Genomic DNA, 17,247 nt, shown 5'->3' with positions numbered 1-17,247 from the left:
CCTCACCGCGGAGGTCAAGGACCATGACGCTCAGCTTGAGCAACTTACTCAGCAACTCGCCCCCGACCTGGTTCAGGCCCATGGCATGGGCGCAGGCACCGCGGCAGAGATGCTGCTGCTGATCGGTGACAATCGCGAGCGCGTCCGTTCTGCAGCAGCCTTTGCCAAGCTATGCGGTGCATGCCCAATCCCCGCATCCAGCGGCAAGACTAATCGTCATCGGCTCAACCGAGGCGGCAACCGGCAAGCCAACGCCGCTCTCTACCGCGTGGTCATTGTGCGCATGCGCGCTCACCAGCCGACCCTAGATTACGTCAAGCGACGCACCGCAGAAGGGAAGACCAAGCTCGAGATCATCCGGTGCCTCAAGCGCTTCGTCGCCCGCGAGATCTTCGGATATCTCTGCCGCGGCCCTAAAACCACACGCCCAAAGCAAACTGCCGCTTGGCCACTATAGGAGCATCACAGCCGAACCGGCCAAAATGTAGGAACACGACAATCGCACCAAAAAAATCTTGAAGCCAGTTGTATTGTAAATTTGATACATTTAATAATGCCCGATATCTCGCGATATGCGCGGGGATGTCAGGGAAAAAGGTAGCATGGTCGTCAGTACAAACTGCGTCGGTCAGCAAGGCCCCTTCAAGCCAGACGAAGACCTCAGTCAGTCTGACGCAGCCATGATCAGCGTCAACCCGATTGCCACGACTGTAGATAACCAACCGATCCGCTATCGTGTTTGCGGGCGCTGGCGATCAATCAGTATTGATTACGGTAAGGATTTTTCAGTCATACTTCCACTGGATGAAAAAGAAAGTCCAGAAACTGCAATCGCAACGGCGCGTCGCTGGATCGTACGAAAAAACAACGACGGCGTGAGGTGGACTCGCACTGTCCAGGTTGTTGGACTACATATTACTCGTGCGGCAATACGACAGGCAACCGCTAGGTATGAGGCCAAGTCTGCTAAACTTCGAAACGACCCGGAGGGACATTGGACTCTGACAACGGCGGGAACAGCGTCTATCGAGATTTCTGCAGAGGGGTGCGACCTGATCAATAAGCTCGGGCCGATGGACCGTGTAGTATTGGCGCAAATGCTCGGCTCAAATTTCGCTGCCGGCTTTCAGGCCGCTCGAGGTCATATTGGCCCCATAAAACGCCGGCATCTGCGTGACACCGGCCTGCGCCACGCTCGAGCGCCTCGACATCAGCCTAGTGAGTAGTGAGACAGTATTCTATGCCGGCGAGCTTCCCGGTCTGCTACGAAAACAGCCGTTTAGCCGAGGATGAAACTGAGGCCAGTTGCGTAGTAAAAACTGGCTGCCGTCGATTGATGAATTCGAGAATTTTGAGAGAACGTTGTGCTTGATAGTACCTCGCCGGTCGAGCCTACTCTAACTCATAGCCGCAACGGCGGTCGGCAACGGCAGCAATCCGGAGATGGCCTTGCGTTCTGTGGCGACCACCGAGAGTGGACGATTCGGGTGCGCCTTGCGGAGCTTATGGCTGGAAATGACACAACCCTCGCAGCCCGGTCACTCGCAACGGAATTTGCCCCAGATCTAGCGCCACTGGCCGACTTCGTTATACCGCGGTTGCCTCGCATGGTTCTCTGCAGTGATACACTGCACACGTCGCATCCATCATCCGTCCGGATGCGGCTATCCCAGGCCATCAACGTGGCTTACATCTCGTTCAATACGACAGATTTTACTAACGCACTTACTTTCGACCTTGACCATGAAAACGTGGACTTGGTCGTCACCGAGTTCATGCGGCTCCTGCATTCGGTCGACGCAGCAGCACCATGGCCAATGATTGTTCGTACGTCTCTGACCGGGCGGGCGCACGTCACGTGGTTTCTAAAAAGCCCCGTCTTTACCGGAGAAAGAGCACGGGATAAGCCAATCCAACTCCTCACGGCGGTTAGGATTGGACTCACGGAAGCGTTACAGGCCGATCCAACGTTTACAAACCGACTAACAAAAAATCCGTTCGCAATTAATAATTGGTCCAACGTTTGGTGCGTTAACAGAGGTGGAGGCTATCCTATAGAACTAAATGCCCTGCGCCGTGCTCTCACACAGTATGAACACGAGACTGGCCGGAAAATCCGCTTGCCACGTTTGAGCTTCCGAAACTCACACTCAATGCTCGTCCCCCCTCGCGACCAAGAGCGAGGCAAGCGACTTTTCGATGCGGCTAGATTCGTGATTTACGCTCTCGGTACGAGCGACGTCAAAATTATCCGTGAAATCGTGGAGCAACAAGCTGCCGCTATAGGCAGCCCAGCAACCCCCCGGCAACAAACAACGATCGCCCGCAGCATCGCCCAGTATATGGGCGCGTGTAGTCGACGGGGGAGGCCCCAGCGGAAGGGCCATCCGCGGCCAAATCGCGGGATACTTCGACTGGATGAAACAAACCTGAGTCGTCCAGAGCGGCAGCGCCTTGGCGCGCTTCATACGGCGTCGAAACGGCGAACCGCCACAGAGGCGACGCTTGCGACGTCGCTTTTGGCTTTGCTCGCCGCCGGCACCATAATCACTCAGCCTATCCTGGCGGAGGCGGCTAATGTGAAACTGCGTCAGGTGCAACGCCTGTGGAAAACTGATGTTGTGCCCTTTCAAAGCATCAATTCTGCAACGATGCGGAAAGCCGCCCTTAGGTGCCTTTCCGGTAATGAGAGCTTTGGCGCTCATAAACTTAGCAGCCAGAATCAAGAATTGATGTCTGTCTCTCCAGCTGTTCTGGCACAGCTCTCTCGTGTGAAGGCGCGCGAACAGAAGCATCAGCAGGCAGCCGAAGCGAAGATCGTTCGACATGAGGTCGCCGTACTGCGGGGATTTGCAGATCGTTGTCAAAAACGTGGTTCCAAGCCAGCTCCGCTACCGGCAGTTTCCATGACATCGCACACGGCGGTGGCTGAGGCGTTGGTGACTGCAAAGCTAGCGTTTCAGGACGCTAAACGGCGTAAGAAGGCGCGAATGAATAGTAAACTGAGTCAGTTGCGCCGAGTGATTCGCTTAGAGGAACTAGCAAGTCTAGCCATCACTGCCACATCCAGAAGCGATGCATGGCGGGCATTCAATTCTCGAAAGGAAGGCATTGAAGAGGAGATCCGGATCAGCGAAAAGCGTAGCGTGGCAGATGGGTGGTCAAATCCCACCTACTGGCGCCGTCTGCGTAGCTCAATATTCAGTGCCGAATATCGGGCTTGGCAGCAGATACTAACGAGAATTTGGCCTCCGCCCGTTCGTTCTTTTCCTCTCCTAGACCGAATTCGGGAGAGTTAGAGGTCATTGCCACGTTGTCGGACTCTACTCGGAACGAAGCTGCTGGGGCAAGCTGGGTTGATGACACCCGAACTCATCACCTATCCCGGATACATCCACCCAACAACTTGGCAATACCCACCGGAGCAGCAGAGCTGATACTGGGACGAGGCGATCAGCGTGCTGGACCGCTTGTGCGACATTGCGGCGGAGCCCCATAAGCAACTTATTCGGGATGACCGGATTGCTCGGGCCCAGGAGCGGCGTGGCAGCACGTGGCTAGACGGCTTTCTTTTGTTGATGCCCACTTTTCACAGAGTGGACGAGTTGTCCTGAACCCTCAGACCCATTTGGTTTGGGAAAGTCGGAAGCGATGCCCCTGAGCGTGCAACGTGGCAGGTGGCGCCGTTCCCGCTGCCGGACGTTGCCGCCTGGAGGATATGACTTTAAGCTAGTCATCGCGGCCCTTAGAAGACAGACCCGTCCCTGCCATCAAGCGCCGCCGGCTCCTGCAACCCGGTAACGTGCAACACCTCCGCTTGCGATAGCTTTTCTCCACGTCTGATTGCGGCACCCATAGCCGTCATCAGAGCGGGGTACCGGTCCGGAGGCACAGCCAAAATAAGCGGCGGCGACTCTCCGAAGCAGGCGTTATAGGCATCCTGCGCTACCAAGAATGGATCATTGGACATCGGCCGGTCGACGTCGGGCGGCATCTCGAACCCTTGCCAACCGGACTACTTTCGCCGCATCGGCCGGCGCTGGGCCAGGGTTCACCTGGGAGCGGCAGGTCACGTTGTACTCTCCGCAAGATGCCGCTGGGCCGCGGTGACGAGGTGACGGTCACCAGCAGCGGCAACCAGCCCGACTGCGGAGAACGCTTTGAAGGCTGCAACCACCTCTGCCGATGCAGAGCCCATGTTCGCCTCGATGCGGCGCCCTGGCCCATCCCAGAATGCATCCACCTCTAGCTGCGGCAGTGCCTTGAGCCGCCGGTGAGCAGCCAGGGATAGGCCTTGTGCCGACTGGAATGCCAGCAATGCCCGCCGTAGCCGGTCTGTGACTGCGGCCAGATCCGAAGGCATCATGCGTCCTCCGTCATCCCTCAATCCAGTCAGTTGCCGCGAACAGGGTCGCGCGTACGAAGGCTGGGTGGTGAACGGCCGCCAGGCTTCAGATTTTCGCCAGCATTGCCCAAGCCCGCAGCACCGCCGCGCACATCGCCAGCGGCTCGGTCGCGGACCATTGCCCGTGGTACGCCGGAGTTATCGCAAGGCAGGCAAGGCGTAATTACCCACCCCCCCTTGCGCGGGAGCGGGTTGGCTGATTCGATCTTGGCATGCAGCGAGACGAGCTTGAGCACCTGAGCAAGGCGGAGCTGATCGAGCTGGTGTTGCGGCTGCAGCGGCCGGAGAAGACGTCGCGCACATCCTCCAAGCCGCCGTCCACGGATCGAAAGGAGCGGCGCGAGCGCGCCAAGCCTGGAGGCGCCAAGCCGGGCCACGAGGGTCGCAGCCGTCCCTTGAGCGACGATGTGTCCGAGAGGGTCGCCCACCGCCCTGAGGTCTGCCCGTGCTGCCGAATGGAGCTCGCGCCCGGTCTACCGACCGAAGCAGCCGGGGTCTGGGAGCCCATCGAGCTGCCCGCGGTCCGGCCGCGGGTGGTGCACCACCACCGCCTGGCGGTGCGCTGCCCCGGCTGCGGCACGCGGGCGGTGGCGCCAGTGCCGGTCAGCGGCACGCCCTTCGGCCCGCGGCTGCACGCGGTGGCCACCTACCTGAAGACCTACCAGGCACTCTCCTAGGAGCGGCTGCAGGCCGCGCTGACCGATCTGTTTGGGCTGCGCCTCAGCCAAGGTGGGCTGATGAACCTGCTCCGCCGCGCTCAAGGCCGGTTCCAGCCCGGGCGAGAGGCGGCTGTCGTGGCGCTGCGCCGTGCCCAGGTGGTGGCCTCGGATGAGACCGGCGTGCGGATCGAGGGCTGCAGCGGCTACCATTGGGTGTTCCGCTGCCAGGACGCCGTGGTGCACCAGGCCGCGCCGACGCGCGCCGCCTCCGTCGTGCGCGCCATGATGGACGGGCACCGCCCTGCGGTCTGGCTCTCGGACCGATACGCGGCCCAGCAGGGCCACGGCTTGGCCCAGCAAACCTGCCCTGGCGCACCTGGCGCGCGACGTGGCGTATGCAGTGGAGGCCAGCGACGACCCCGTGCCGTTCCGGCTCAAGCTCTGGCTGGGCTCGGCCTTTGCTCTGGCCGACGCCGCCGCAGGCTTGGCCGCCTCCACCCTGGCCGCCAAGCGGCGGGCACTCGAGCGCAGGTTGGACCCGATCCTCGCAGCCCCCAGCGGCTGCGAGCTGACGCGGGCGTTGCAAGCGAAGCTGCGACGAGCGCGCGACCAACTGCTGACCTTCGTGGACTGGCCTGGCCAGGTCGGAGCAACGAACAACGCCTGCGAGCGCAACCTCCGCCCTGCCGTGATCCAGCGCAAGGTCACCAACGGCTATCGCGCGATGTGGGCCGCCCAAGGCGAGGCGGACGTGCGCACCGTCGTCGACACCGCCCGCCTCGTGCCCGGCACCAGCGTGTTCGGCACGATCCTGACGACCGTCACGGCCTGACCACTCCGCCGCAGAAGTCAGGGGGTGGGTAATTACGGCAAGGCCGGTCGCGCGGCTTGCGGAATGCTCCAACCACTGGCGGAATGCTCGAGAACCAGATCAGCAAAGGCGACGTTTGGCGGGGCAGACTGGCACATTGAGTCCTGCAAAAACTCAGGCCGCCCGCCTTCCGTGGGCGGCCTTCTCTCTGCCCAGACGCGAATTGCGGCAGGCCCCGCTCAGAACCGAGAAGCGGGACTTACCGCAAGCCAGAAAGCGCCGACCTCAGCCCTTCCTCATTGCTCACGGCACCCAAGTGACCGCCATGTGCGTTCATCCCTCGCGTCACCGCTGGAGGGCAGGCCCATGCAATGCCGCGTGTGCGAAACCCCATACTTGATCGCTCCCGGCATTGGGCCTTACTGCCCGGACCTGGAATGCGACAGCCACGAAGGGAAAGACCTGCGCGACCTTGCGGTTATGGACCGGTTCGAGGTGCAGCGTCGGCAGCGGGACGGCAGGGTTTTCGCCGGTATGCCCGACGCAGCACTGGGCAGGTTGAGGGCGCTGTGTCTGGCGGACTGCAAACGAACCGAGGCCATCTGGCGCGCGACGAAGACCAGAACTCGTTGATCGGGCTGGTGCTGATAGCCGCGGCATCCGACATTCGCGGCATGAGCCTACCACCCCCTGACCAGATGCCGCTCGCCAAGCCGAAGATCACGCCCGAGGAGCGCCGGCGCCGAACCGCCGACCGGCTGATCATGATCCGGCTGAAGATGGCGATCGGCCGCGAGCTGGATCAGAGAGGCATCACCAGGCCCACCGATATTGGCGCCGCCCTTGGGATGCCGGTGGCGGAGGCAACCAAGTTGCTAACCCGCCACCAATGGCGCGAGGGTGATGTGACGTTGCTTGAGGCTGCGGCTGCCCGGTTGGGGGTGGAGGTGCCGGAATCAGCCAGCAACGGCTGGCCGGGCCGGTGATCGTGGCGCAGGTCGAGGTGACGGTGGAAAAGTGGGGCTTCGCTACGGCGCAGACTTCTCCCGCGACGCGTGGATGTCCCACGATACATCGGCGTCACCATTGAGCGAGAATAGCACCTTGAGGCCGCAAACCTGCGAACGAGCGTCACCAGCGACGGTCTTCTGGTTTCGGACCAGTACCCTCATCATGTCGCGTTCCATGAGGCTCAGGGGAGCGGCTGGAATGCGGTTCTCCTCATCATGAGGCATGGCCGGCTACGACCCCTGCAAGCTCCGAGGCACATCCAGCGACCCATTCGCCCACCGCGCTGCGAGTTCATCCACTGCGATGCGCAGCGCGAGGCTCACGACGAGAGTACCTGCTGTCCCGAGTAGGAAGGCTACCATGGCAAAGCTCCTCTGCCTGTCCCTCCCCTCACTTGCCCCTATGGCGCACTGCAGCATGAAGCTGAATAAGGCTTAATGGCAGCGCCGCTGCTGATTTTGCCCCTCCCATGTGGCTTCCTGGGCGGTCCTGAGGCGCACTAAGGCGAGGCATCCGCGGGGAGGGCGCCTGATAGCCTGCAAACTTTGCTATGAGCCTGCCAGCGTGCGGGCCATGCTGCTGATGGCTTCCTGATGCTTTTCATCTTTGATCAAAGCGAAGTTGCGCAGCAGCGCCAACTGCCGGCGCTGACGCGAGGTTAGCTCTTGAGCCTCATCTCGGCCCGATATGCCCTCGAAGAACCATGCGGGATCGGTGGCGAACGCCTGCGCAATGACAAACAGACGGCCTGCGGAAATGCGGTTCAGCCCCCGCTCGTACTTGTGCGCCTGCTGGTAGGTCACGCCGATGAGGCGCGCCAACTGCTGCTGGGACAGCCCCATGGCAAGCCGCAGCTCGCGGATCCTTTGGCCAACATGCTTGTCCACCGTCGTGGCGTGTTGGCTTTGCGGTTCGTCCTGTGGCACGTCAGGGCTCATCGGCAAGCGTCCTACGTTGTCGGAAGCCGACGTAACGCAGCCTGTGGCGGCCTTCGTTGCATTGTTCCGCGAGACTAATCTCATTGCGTCGATGTGACGGCAGCAACTGGTCCGAATGAACCCCAGGGTGTTTAGCGATTGGGGAATGCGGACCTGACGCTAGCCGACGCAAAGCCTTCACGGAACCGCGCGCAATCACCGCAGGTCATACCCCACGACACAGGACAGGGCAGGATCTACTACCAGCCACGTTCTCGCGGACTATCTAGTCCCTGAGAGCCGGAAGGGGCCTGTTGCTGCGGTCGCACTACCCCGCCGTCGCGGTAGGACAGGCTGGGGCCGGGTGGCCCCCTCTCACCCCCTGCACGCGCGATTTATCGCAAGAGAGCCCTGCCGCGGAGGCCCCTGGCGTCTGCTGCGCGGGTGGCCGATATCTGCGGAATGAGCCTGCCACCCGACGACCAGACAACGCCCACGAAGCCGAAGATCTCGCCCGAGGAGCGCCGGCGCCGAACCGCCGACCGGCTGACCATGATCCGGTTGAAGATGGCGATTGGCCGCGCGCTCGATGATCGGGGCACCACTAGCCCTGCCGAGATTGGCGCCGCCCTTGGGATGCCGCCGGCCGAGGCAACGAAGCTGCTGACCCGCCATCAATGGCGCGAAGGCGACGTTGCACTGCTCGAAGCCGCTGCGGCCCGGCTGGGGGTGCGGGCGCAGGTGCCACCAAGCATCTAGGTGGGCTGGCCGGCGCCGCGGCCGCAAGCAGGAGCAAGCGGATCCAGGGCCGAAGCTCCACAAGCCTACAGCGATGCGCGTTCTGGCGGCTGTGATCCGCCCAGCGCATCAGCGATGGCGCAGTATCGCAGCGGGCGCCGCGCCGTGACCGCATCGGCCAGCATGATGGCGGCAGCCCCGGCCATGGCGCTGTCGAGACCCACGATGCAGGGCGGCGCATCGCGGCCGAAGGCGGCGCAGTAGCGGTCTATGGCCCTCTCCAGTGTGGGATCCGGCCTAGACATGGCGGCGCGGCGCGGCATGACATCCTCCTGTCGTCAGGCTTCCCAGTAGCGGAGCAGCCGCCGCGCCGTTCATCCATCCCATGGATGAACGGCATCCGGGCTTCGTATTGGTCCTGAGCCGATGCGGGGCCCATCTCTCGCCTCAAGCAAGGTCGACCAGGCGTCACGCCCTGAACCGCCGGCCTCCGAGACGGAGAACCAAGCCATGTTCCGCACCACTGTATTTGCCTCGCTGATCGCCCTCGGTGCCGTGGGTGCCGCCCAGGCTCAGGATAACGGCCCCCGCCTGGTGGGTGGCGGCGCCGATGGTGGCCCCCGCGTTGAGTATGTGACGCCGAGCCAGAATGTGGTCGGTGGCGGTTATGCCCGCATCACCGGCGAGGCCGGCAACCGCAGCGTCGCCGCTGTCGGTCGAACCACAGGCCAAGCCTCGACGGGCTATGTCGCCCAGTTCATCGGCGGTGGCCGTGAGCAGGCGCTGGCCTATGTCCCGGCCCCAGCAGGCAGCCCGACCCTTGCCGGTCAGTTCACCCGCCAGGGTGGCTGATCGCGCCCATCCTCAACGCTGGTGACGCTAATGCATGGGGCGCCTTTGGCGCCCTTTCGCATGGGTGCAGTCTACGGCTGGTGCCCCCCTTACCTCGCCTTCGGCACCCCCCGAGTGCAGCTGGGCAGCCGGCGCTCATCGAGCCACAGGTCGACCAGAAGCAGCGCTGGCTAACTTGCGGTAACGGGGTACAGCCTAAATGGCCCTACTGCGTTAGTCAGAGCTGTAGCGACCAAGGCACCCACGCCCAAGTCAGCGGAGGTTTAAAATGACAACCTTTGTTCGCTTTGAAACGCACTCGAACTCGCCTCAAGCCATATATGTAAATCCTGCTCAAGTAATATATGTAGAAGACTTGTCAAATAATAAAGAAAAATACGCCAGGATTTACTTTAGCTCCCCTGCAGATGCCAGGGGTTTTGTTGTTGTTAAGGGGAATATAGACAACATTATTGAGAAACTCTGTGAAATTACGGAGTAGGCGGCTGAACCAATCCTCACGAGGAATGGGCACAAACCCACTCGATTGGAGCGGTGTTGGATGTCTGCTCCAATTAGCACTACCTGGGCACTTTTAATGCTGCCCTGCGTTGTCTTTGAACTGACTGGAGGGGTTTGGGTTCCGGGAGGCGGGGATGGGTCGTGGTGTGCAGGAGCTGGACAGCTGGCTGGAGCCGTTCCTGGCGGCGGTCGGGCATAAGAAGCGGCGGCTTTGGGCGCCGCTCTACCTGCGCGGGCTGCTGGGCCCGAGCGAGCGCAAGAGCCTGCAGCCGATGGCGGCGTGCCTGGGGCTGAGCGGGCACGATCAGCTGCAGCACTTCATCGCTAGTCCGGCCTGGGATGACGCCCCGCTCTGGCAGGTGCTGGCCGAGCAGGCGGACCAGCTGGTGGGCGGGTCGCGGGCGGCGCTGGTGATCGATGACACGGCGCTGCCGAAGAAGGGCACGGTCTCGGTCGGGGTGGCGCGGCAGTACTGCGGCCAGCTGGGCAAGCGGGCGAGTAGCCAGGCGCTGGTCTCGCTGACCCTGGCCAGCGCGGAGGTGCCGGTGCCTGTGGGGTTGCGGCTGTTCCTGCCCGAGGAGTGGGTGGACGACCCGGAGCGCTGCGCCGCCGCCGGTGTGCCGGAGGACGAGGTGGTGGCCCGCAGCAAGGGCGCGATCGCGCTGGCCGAGCTGGACCGGCTCATCGCCGCCCGGGTGCGGTTCGGCATGGTGCTGGCCGATGCCGGCTATGGCGCGAGCGCGGCATTCCGGGCCGGCTTGAGCAAGCGGGGCCTGACCTGGGCGGTGGGCATTCCTCGCAACCAGAAGGTCTATGGCGCTGACGTCCAGCTGGTCCCGCCCACAGGCCGCAAGCGGCGTCCGGTGCCGGACCAGGAACCCCAGGAAGCCGAGGCGGTGCTGGCTGGGCTGTCCTGGCGCCGGGTGACCTGGCGGCAGGGCACCAAGGGCCCTCTCGCGGCACAGTTCGCGGCCATGCGCGTGCGAGTTGGTGATGGCGCGGTCTGGGCCAACAACCGCCATTTGCCGGGTGACGAGGTGTGGCTGGTGGGCGAGTGGCGCTCGAGCGGCGAGCGCAAGTACTACCTCAGCAACCTGCCGCCCCGGACCTCGCTCCGCGCCTTGGCTGCCGCCATCAAAGCGCGCTGGGTCTGCGAGCAGGCGCACCAGCAGCTCAAGCAAGAGCTGGGCTTGGGCCACTTCGAAGGCCGCTCCTGGACCGGGCTGCACCGACACGCGCTGATGACCTGCATCGCCTTGGCCTATCTGCAGCATCTCCGCCTCGCCGGGCAGCGCCCGACGGGGTCGGGGAAAAATGCCGGGTCAGGTTCCGGGACCGCCACCATCACCGAGTCTGCCGGCTCTCCGCCGCGCCATCATGACGCGGCTGTTCGCCGACCTCGTCACCCCGATCCGATGCCCGCACTGCCGGCGCAAGCTTAGGCCACCGCCTGACTTTAGACTGCCCAGGTAGTGATAGTTGCCGTGAAAAACTCAAGGCCGTCACGCTCTGTGGGCGGCCTTACCTTTGCGCACCGGCCGATTGCGGCAGGGGCCGTTCCTTTGCGGTAAGCGGCTCTTATACTGCAAGTGAACAGATGCATGCCCGAATCAGCAATATCAGTGTCTTAGAGTCCATCCGGGATCATGTGGTTTTCTGACATAGCCTTCGGAGCATGCGGCGGACGGAGGCCCAGCGCAGGAAGGCAAGCGCGCGGCGGTTCAGGCACTCCCAATCTTTGGCCAATCGCCGGCAGCGATTGAGCCAGGCGATGGTGCGCTCGACGACCGCCTGTACAATCTTGCCAGTTTGGGGCGTTGCCGCCAGCGGGGCCGGGCGGCGGGGGAGCGCTGCCGCTTGGCGGTGGGACGCGGAACACCACTTCGATGCCGTCGCCATCAATCTCGATCCGCCGCACCAGCGTACGTATGATGTCCCGTGTGCCGAGCCAGGTGAGGGTATCAAGCCCCGCGCGCACCTTGGTGGCGAAGTCCTCCAGCTGACTGGTGACCAGGATCAACTCCCGCTCGGCATCCGCAGCCTCGGTTGCGTCCTGTTGCCGCTGCTGAAGTTGGGCCACACGGGTCTTGAGCCCAGCAACGCGCGGCTCGAACTCTGAGCGGTCAATCACGCCGGCTGCATAGCTGTCGATCAACCGGCCGATCCCACGCTGGAGAGCTGCAATCTGGTGTACGATCTGTGCCAGTTCCTCGGATTTGGCCCGACCTTCGTACGCCTCCTTTAATCGCCGTTGGTACTCGTCGACCAACCTGTCGGGCGCCTCCAGGAGCGCGCGCACGTGACCCCAGACAGCCTGCTCGAGATGGTCGCCGCGAACGGGGCGGTTGTCGCAGATCGCGGTGCCGCCAAAGCGGTGAGCGTCCGTCCCGGTGCAGCGATAATGCCGATACTCGCCCTTGCTGCGGTCACGGCCCGATACCGACGCTGTCTTGCCGTAGTAGGCATACCCGCAGCGATGGCAGACCGTCAGCCCCTGCAGCAGCCAGCGAGGTCCACGCAGGCTGTCGCGCTTGCGTTGGCGGTTTTCCGCCAACTGAGTCTGGGCAGCCTCGAATACCGCCGGGTCGACCAGGGCAGGCACCGGCACCTCGATCCACTCCTCGCGGGGCACGGCGACCCGCGTTCCTGGGCGCTTCGGTGGCTGCGGATGGCCCCGTAGAGGCCGCAACCGCGGGCGGCTGGGAAGGTAGCGGGAATGCCCGTACACCGCCCGCCCGATGTAAGCCGTGTTGCTCAGCATGCCGTGCAGAGTCGAGGCATACCAGAGGCCGCTGCCGCGTCGGTTCGGAACACCGGCCTGCTGCAGACGGCGACATACTTCGCGCAGGCTCAATCGCTCCAGGCCGATCCAGGCGAAAATGAGCCGCACAAACCGTGCTTCCTCCGGCACCACCTCAAATCGCGCCACGCCACCACCTTGGTCCTTCGGCACGTAGCGATAACCGAACGGGGCTGTGGTGAAAGCGCTCAGCAGGCCCGCCCGTGCTGCATGACGGCGTCCACGCCGGCTACGCTCCAGAATCTTGGACCGCTCATACTCGGCAATCACGCCTTGCATCTGCAGCAGCAAATCATCCTCGGCCGTGCCGCCAATCGGCCGGTTCAGGAACAGAACATCCACCCCGGCGCGGCGGAACTCTTCCATCAGCAGAGCCTGGTGTGCGTGGCGCCTGGCCAGCCGGTCGGGAGCAAGGACATACAGCTGCCCGATGCGGCCCGCCGCAGCCGCGTCGCGCAGCCGTTCCAGCGCCGGACGAACAAGGACGGAGCCGCTGTACCCCTCGTCGACATAGGCGTCATCAGGCTCGAGTTGCCCACCGTCGACAGCAATCCGCTCGCGGAGCACCGTGATCTGGCTCGCAATGGTGTTGTCGCGCGCCTGCCCCTCGGTCGAGACGCGTGCATAAAAGGCGACATGACGGTCAGGCATGCTTACCTCCGCCTCTGCGGACCAGCCTGTCCGCCTGCTCCGGGATTATGGGTCCGGACGCCACGCCGGCCCGCTGGATCGGGAACAGACGGGCGTAGGCGTTGATCAGGCACTGCTGACCTAGACGGGTCGTTTCGAATGCCTCGCGCACCATCAGGCGAGGGCGATCCCTGCGTCGGACCATCCGCTCCTCCATCGTTAGCGCCCCTTGCCGGCGGCACCTGATGCAGACTCAATCCGGCCTTGCCGCCAGTAGACCCCAGGTTGCGTAGCTCGCTACGTCGGATCGTTTTGGACCACTCGAAGTCCAGTCTGGCAAGATTGTACAGGCGGTCACAATCCAGCGCTTCGGCAGCACGACGAACTTGCGCAGCTCAGATCGTTTGACGATCTCGAGATTGATCTGGCGACAGGTCGTGCGCAGCCCGGCCTGGAAGTTGGCGCCCTGGTATCCGCCATCGGCGTAGAGCTTCAACAGGAAGGGGTAGAGGCCGAACAGCGAGCCCATCAGCAGCACGCCACCATCGCGGTCCTGGATGTCGGCCGCGTGGATGATGGCCTGCATCAGCAGGCCTTGGGTGTCGACCAGGACGTGCCGCTTCTTGCCTTTGATCTTCTTGCCCGCGTCGTAGCCCGAGGGGTCGATGTAGCGCCCCCTTTTTCCGCGCTCTTCACGCTCTGGCTATCGATGATTGCGGCCGTCGGGCTGGCCTCGCGTCCAGCCTGCTCCCGGCACAGCACGTAGAGCGCGTGGTGGATGCGATCGAGTGTCCGGTCCTCGTCCCAGCGCCGCAGGTAGTCGTTGACCGTGCTCCGCGGCGGTAGGTCTTTCGGCAGCGCCGCCCACTGGCAGCCAGTGCTCAGGATGTACATCACCCCATTCAGCACCGCGCGCACGTCGATCGTCCGCTTGTTGCCGCCGCCCTTCGCACCCGGGATCAATGGGCCAACGATCAACCACTCTTCGTCGGTCAGATCACTCGGGTAGCGCAGCTTGCTGCGGTCGTATTTCGACCGGTTCTCGGGTGTCCACATGCACATTCTTCTCCCGGCAATCGCCGCCGGGAGCCAATCACAACCGATTCACATCACTCGATCTGTTCCCGGATGGACACTTAGAGCTCTTTTGAGACAGAGGCGCACTCTGGCCGCGGCGGCGCTGATGGGTTGGCGTAGCCTGCCAGCGTGATTGAGGTGGATGACATCCGGGCGCGGTATCGGCGGGCTGTGCCGCTCTTGGCCGAGCGAGGTCGCCGGCTGTTTGCGGCGAATGAGGCCCTGGCGATCGGCTATGGCGGCGTGACCGCGGTCTCCCTGGCGACCGGCATGGCCCGCAGCACTATCCGACGGGCGATTGTGGACCTGCAAGGCGGATGCAATCCGATCGGGCAGAGGGTCCGCCGTCCGGGAGGCGGGCGCAAGCGAGCGGTGGTGTTGCAGCCGGGCTTGCCGGCAGCCCTGGAGACCCTGATCGAGGACGCGATCCGTGGTGATCCGGAGACGCCGCTGCGCTGGGTCAGCCGCAGCCAGCGCCGGATCTCCCGGGCATTGTGCGAGCGGGGCTTCGCGGTGAGCCAGAAGCTGGTGGGCCTGCTGCTGCGTGAGCTGGGCTACAGCTGTCAGGCCAACCGCAAGACGCGGGAGGGGACGAACCACCCCGACCGTGACGCCCAGTTCGCCCACATCAACACCGTCGTGCAGGCGGCGATGGCGGCAGACCAGCCGGCCATCTCGGTGGATACCAAGAAGAAGGAGCTGGTCGGCGACGTCAAGAACCCCGGCCGCGAGCTCCGCCGCAAGGGCCAGCCCGAGCCGGTGCGGGGGCACGACTTCGAAGTGCCGGAACTGGGCAAGGTCGCGCCCTACGGCGTCTACGACCTGGCCGCCAATGCCGGCTGGGTCAGCGTCGGGGTGGATGCCGACACGGCCGCCTTTGCCGTCGAGAGCATCCGGCGTTGGTGGCAGCAACTGGGCAGGGCCCGCTACCCCGAAGCCAGGCGGCTGGTCATCACCGCCGACTGCGGCGGCAGCAACGGGGTGCGCGTACGGCTGTGGAAGCGCGAGTTGCAGCGCTTCGCCAACGAGACCGATCTGGCCGTCACCGTGGCGCACCTGCCGCCTGGGACCAGCAAGTGGAACCGCATCGAGCATCGCCTGTTCGCCGCCATCTCGCAGAACTGGCGTGGCAAGCCGTTGGTCAGCCACCAGGTCATCGTGCAACTGATCGGCGCCACCACCACGCAGACCGGCCTGACGGTGCGCTGCGAGCTCGATGCGAGCAGCTATCCCAAGGGCATCAAGGTCACCGATGCCGAGATGGCCGCGCTCGCCATCGAGCGGGACGCATTCCACGGCGAGTGGAACTACACCATCTCGCCCAACCAGCAGCCGCCTTGAAGCAGTTATTCCGCGTCAGGCCCTTAGGCACTCATCCAAGCTGGTGGAGATCAGGTCTGTCTTCACTGGAGACGCCGCGAAGACCACGACCACGAGCATCCACTTCATGTCAGCGCTTCACCGAGTGGATGCACCACGAACCGCCTGCAGCACCCTGGCGATCTCACCGCACACGTCCTCGAAGGCATCCTGTACGTGAATCGTGCTCCCCCTGCCATTGGATCCAATGAAGTGAACCCTGACCCCGTCTCCTTCTGGCAGAATATAGGTCACGTGCTGCGCATTGACTGCACACTTCTGATTACCTGAGGCCGTGAAATAGATAAGCATCTTTTCCTCCGCGCTCGCGGTCAAGGTGCGGCGAAACAACAGCGAGACTGTCCCTTCAATCCTGATACGCAGGACGGACATTCGTGGATGCAGCTAGGGCAGCTTCCCGAGAACCATAGGGTCTGGGCGAGGAGCAGATAGCAGCGAAGGCGGACAGTGCCGTCGGGGCCGAGGCTATCGGAAGGCATGACCGACTCTAGCCCAACCCCCGGCGGCAGCAGGGTCCGCGCCGCAGCCTCGGCAGTCGTGTAGGGCAGGACCGGGCCGGAGCGGTCGATCGCTTGGCGAAGGGGCTTACCGCTTCGCTTTCGGCACCACCCGCATGTATTTCGGCCGCCGGCGCTCATCGAGCCAGAGGTCGACCAGCGGGGTGATGGTGCCCACCGAGCCGAAGCCCTGGCCGCCATGACGAGGTCGGTTGTCATCTCGGGGTCACGGCACAGTCTCGTCGCTGCTGATGTCCAGCCGCAGCAGGTCCGGCAGGATGGTGGCCTCGGGCGTCTCGGCAATAGCCTAGCCGGTATTGTCACGTGGTTGAGCGCTGGCCGGAATGAGCCGGTGAGGCCAAGCTGGTCGGATGCCGACCGAGCCCACCACCTACCCCGGCTATCGCTTCCCGGCCGAGGTCATCCACCATGCCATCTGGCTCTACCACACGTTCATTCTGAGCCTACGCGATATCGAGCTGATCCTGGCCGAGCGCGGCCTGTTGGTCAGCTACGAGAGTATCCGCCGTTGGTGCCTGTGCTTCGGCACCGAGCTCGCGGCCAGGCTGCGCAAGCGTCGGCCGCGGCCGAGTGACACTTGGCACCTGGATGAGGTTTATCTGAAGATCAACGGCGAACTCTTCTATCTCTGGCGCGCCGTGGACCAGCACGGTGTCGTGCTCGACATCCTGGTGCAGGAGCGGCGCAATGCCACGGCCGCCAAACGCTTCTTCAAGCGTCTGCTGGCGGGCCTCAAGTACAAACCTCGCAAGATCATCACGGATGGGCTCCGCAGCTATGGGGTCGCGCAGCGTGAGGTCTTGTCCGGTGTGCGGCATCGGACCAGCCGCTACCTGAACAATCGTGCCGAGAACTCCCACAGACCGACGCGACGTCGAGAACGACAGATGCAGCGGGACTGCGTTGCATAGACCACCTTGCAGGCGCAGTAGGCGGCGAGCTGGTCCG

13 protein-coding genes and 5 pseudogenes are annotated in these 17,247 nt (G+C 63.6%); 10 read left to right on the top strand and 8 right to left on the bottom strand.

Going from position 1 to position 17,247, the window contains the following annotated elements:
- From BLR02_RS20555 to BLR02_RS31120, 3 genes and pseudogenes are all read left to right on the top strand, one after another.
- Window positions 1–457: transposase (locus tag BLR02_RS20555; RefSeq protein WP_143018220.1), on the top strand; the 457-nt coding region annotated here is incomplete at its 5' end.
- Between the two features lie 145 nt (window positions 458–602).
- The gene (locus BLR02_RS28805) at window positions 603–1,226 is read left to right on the top strand and encodes a hypothetical protein (protein WP_143018219.1); all 624 of its coding nucleotides are present in this window, start codon (window positions 603–605) and stop codon (window positions 1,224–1,226) included.
- A gap of 279 nt (window positions 1,227–1,505) precedes the next feature.
- Window positions 1,506–2,003 (top strand): annotated as a pseudogene (locus tag BLR02_RS31120) (replication initiation protein); the annotation flags it as partial.
- A gap of 147 nt (window positions 2,004–2,150) precedes the next feature.
- Here BLR02_RS31120 and BLR02_RS30565 read toward each other — a convergent pair.
- Together BLR02_RS30565 and BLR02_RS28800 are read right to left on the bottom strand one after the other, a co-directional pair.
- Window positions 2,151–2,828, bottom strand: coding sequence for a hypothetical protein (locus tag BLR02_RS30565; protein ID WP_245704876.1), 678 nt, complete (start codon window positions 2,826–2,828; stop codon window positions 2,151–2,153).
- 1,241 nt (window positions 2,829–4,069) lie between these two features.
- Window positions 4,070–4,366 (bottom strand): hypothetical protein, encoded by a 297-nt coding sequence (locus tag BLR02_RS28800; RefSeq protein WP_143018217.1) that lies wholly within the window; start codon window positions 4,364–4,366, stop codon window positions 4,070–4,072.
- Between the two features lie 251 nt (window positions 4,367–4,617).
- Here BLR02_RS28800 and tnpC point away from each other — a divergent pair.
- A pseudogene (gene tnpC / locus BLR02_RS20545) lies at window positions 4,618–5,896 on the top strand (IS66 family transposase).
- A gap of 548 nt (window positions 5,897–6,444) precedes the next feature.
- Window positions 6,445–6,861 (top strand): hypothetical protein, encoded by a 417-nt coding sequence (locus BLR02_RS20535; RefSeq protein WP_143018216.1) that lies wholly within the window; start codon window positions 6,445–6,447, stop codon window positions 6,859–6,861.
- A 573-nt stretch (window positions 6,862–7,434) separates the two neighbouring features.
- On the opposite strand, the gene BLR02_RS20530 is transcribed toward BLR02_RS20535, so the two are convergent.
- Window positions 7,435–7,824 (bottom strand): helix-turn-helix domain-containing protein, encoded by a 390-nt coding sequence (locus BLR02_RS20530; protein ID WP_090664471.1) that lies wholly within the window; start codon window positions 7,822–7,824, stop codon window positions 7,435–7,437.
- Window positions 7,825–8,265: 441 nt separating this feature from the next.
- On the opposite strand from BLR02_RS20530, the gene BLR02_RS20525 reads away from it, so the two are divergent.
- Complete coding sequence (locus BLR02_RS20525; protein WP_090664470.1) at window positions 8,266–8,562, top strand: hypothetical protein; 297 nt, start codon at window positions 8,266–8,268, stop codon at window positions 8,560–8,562.
- 65 nt (window positions 8,563–8,627) lie between these two features.
- On the opposite strand, the gene BLR02_RS20520 is transcribed toward BLR02_RS20525, so the two are convergent.
- Window positions 8,628–8,864, bottom strand: coding sequence for a hypothetical protein (locus BLR02_RS20520; RefSeq protein WP_090664469.1), 237 nt, complete (start codon window positions 8,862–8,864; stop codon window positions 8,628–8,630).
- 187 nt (window positions 8,865–9,051) lie between these two features.
- On the opposite strand from BLR02_RS20520, the gene BLR02_RS20515 reads away from it, so the two are divergent.
- Window positions 9,052–9,393, top strand: coding sequence for a hypothetical protein (locus BLR02_RS20515; RefSeq protein ID WP_090664468.1), 342 nt, complete (start codon window positions 9,052–9,054; stop codon window positions 9,391–9,393).
- A 635-nt stretch (window positions 9,394–10,028) separates the two neighbouring features.
- On the top strand, window positions 10,029–11,336 hold the full coding sequence (locus tag BLR02_RS20510; protein WP_456303800.1) for an IS701 family transposase: 1,308 nt from the start codon (window positions 10,029–10,031) through the stop codon (window positions 11,334–11,336).
- Between the two features lie 202 nt (window positions 11,337–11,538).
- Here BLR02_RS20510 and BLR02_RS31115 read toward each other — a convergent pair.
- The 3 pseudogenes from BLR02_RS31115 to BLR02_RS20495 all read right to left on the bottom strand — a co-directional run.
- Window positions 11,539–11,682, bottom strand: a pseudogene (locus BLR02_RS31115) (IS5/IS1182 family transposase); the annotation flags it as partial.
- A 517-nt stretch (window positions 11,683–12,199) separates the two neighbouring features.
- A pseudogene (locus BLR02_RS30560) lies at window positions 12,200–13,345 on the bottom strand (recombinase family protein); the annotation flags it as partial.
- 334 nt (window positions 13,346–13,679) lie between these two features.
- A pseudogene (locus tag BLR02_RS20495) lies at window positions 13,680–14,380 on the bottom strand (IS5 family transposase); the annotation flags it as partial.
- A 150-nt stretch (window positions 14,381–14,530) separates the two neighbouring features.
- Between BLR02_RS20495 and BLR02_RS20490 the strand changes: the two are divergent.
- A complete protein-coding gene (locus tag BLR02_RS20490) occupies window positions 14,531–15,742 on the top strand; it encodes an ISAzo13 family transposase (protein WP_090664467.1) in 1,212 nt (403 codons plus the stop codon).
- Between the two features lie 117 nt (window positions 15,743–15,859).
- Here BLR02_RS20490 and BLR02_RS20485 read toward each other — a convergent pair whose 3' ends face one another.
- Window positions 15,860–16,153: a hypothetical protein gene (locus BLR02_RS20485; protein WP_090664466.1), complete on the bottom strand. Its 294-nt coding sequence runs from the start codon at window positions 16,151–16,153 to the stop codon at window positions 15,860–15,862.
- A gap of 496 nt (window positions 16,154–16,649) precedes the next feature.
- Here BLR02_RS20485 and BLR02_RS20480 point away from each other — a divergent pair, with 496 nt between their 5' ends.
- Window positions 16,650–17,210, top strand: coding sequence for an IS6 family transposase (locus tag BLR02_RS20480; RefSeq protein WP_090664465.1), 561 nt, complete (start codon window positions 16,650–16,652; stop codon window positions 17,208–17,210).
- Window positions 17,211–17,247 lie beyond the last annotated feature (37 nt).

The sequence above is a fragment of the Belnapia rosea genome (assembly GCF_900101615.1).
GTDB classification, from domain to species: Bacteria; Pseudomonadota; Alphaproteobacteria; order Acetobacterales; family Acetobacteraceae; genus Belnapia; species Belnapia rosea.
The sequence above is the reverse complement of the archived record's forward strand: the minus strand, read 5'-3'. Positions and strand labels throughout refer to the sequence as shown.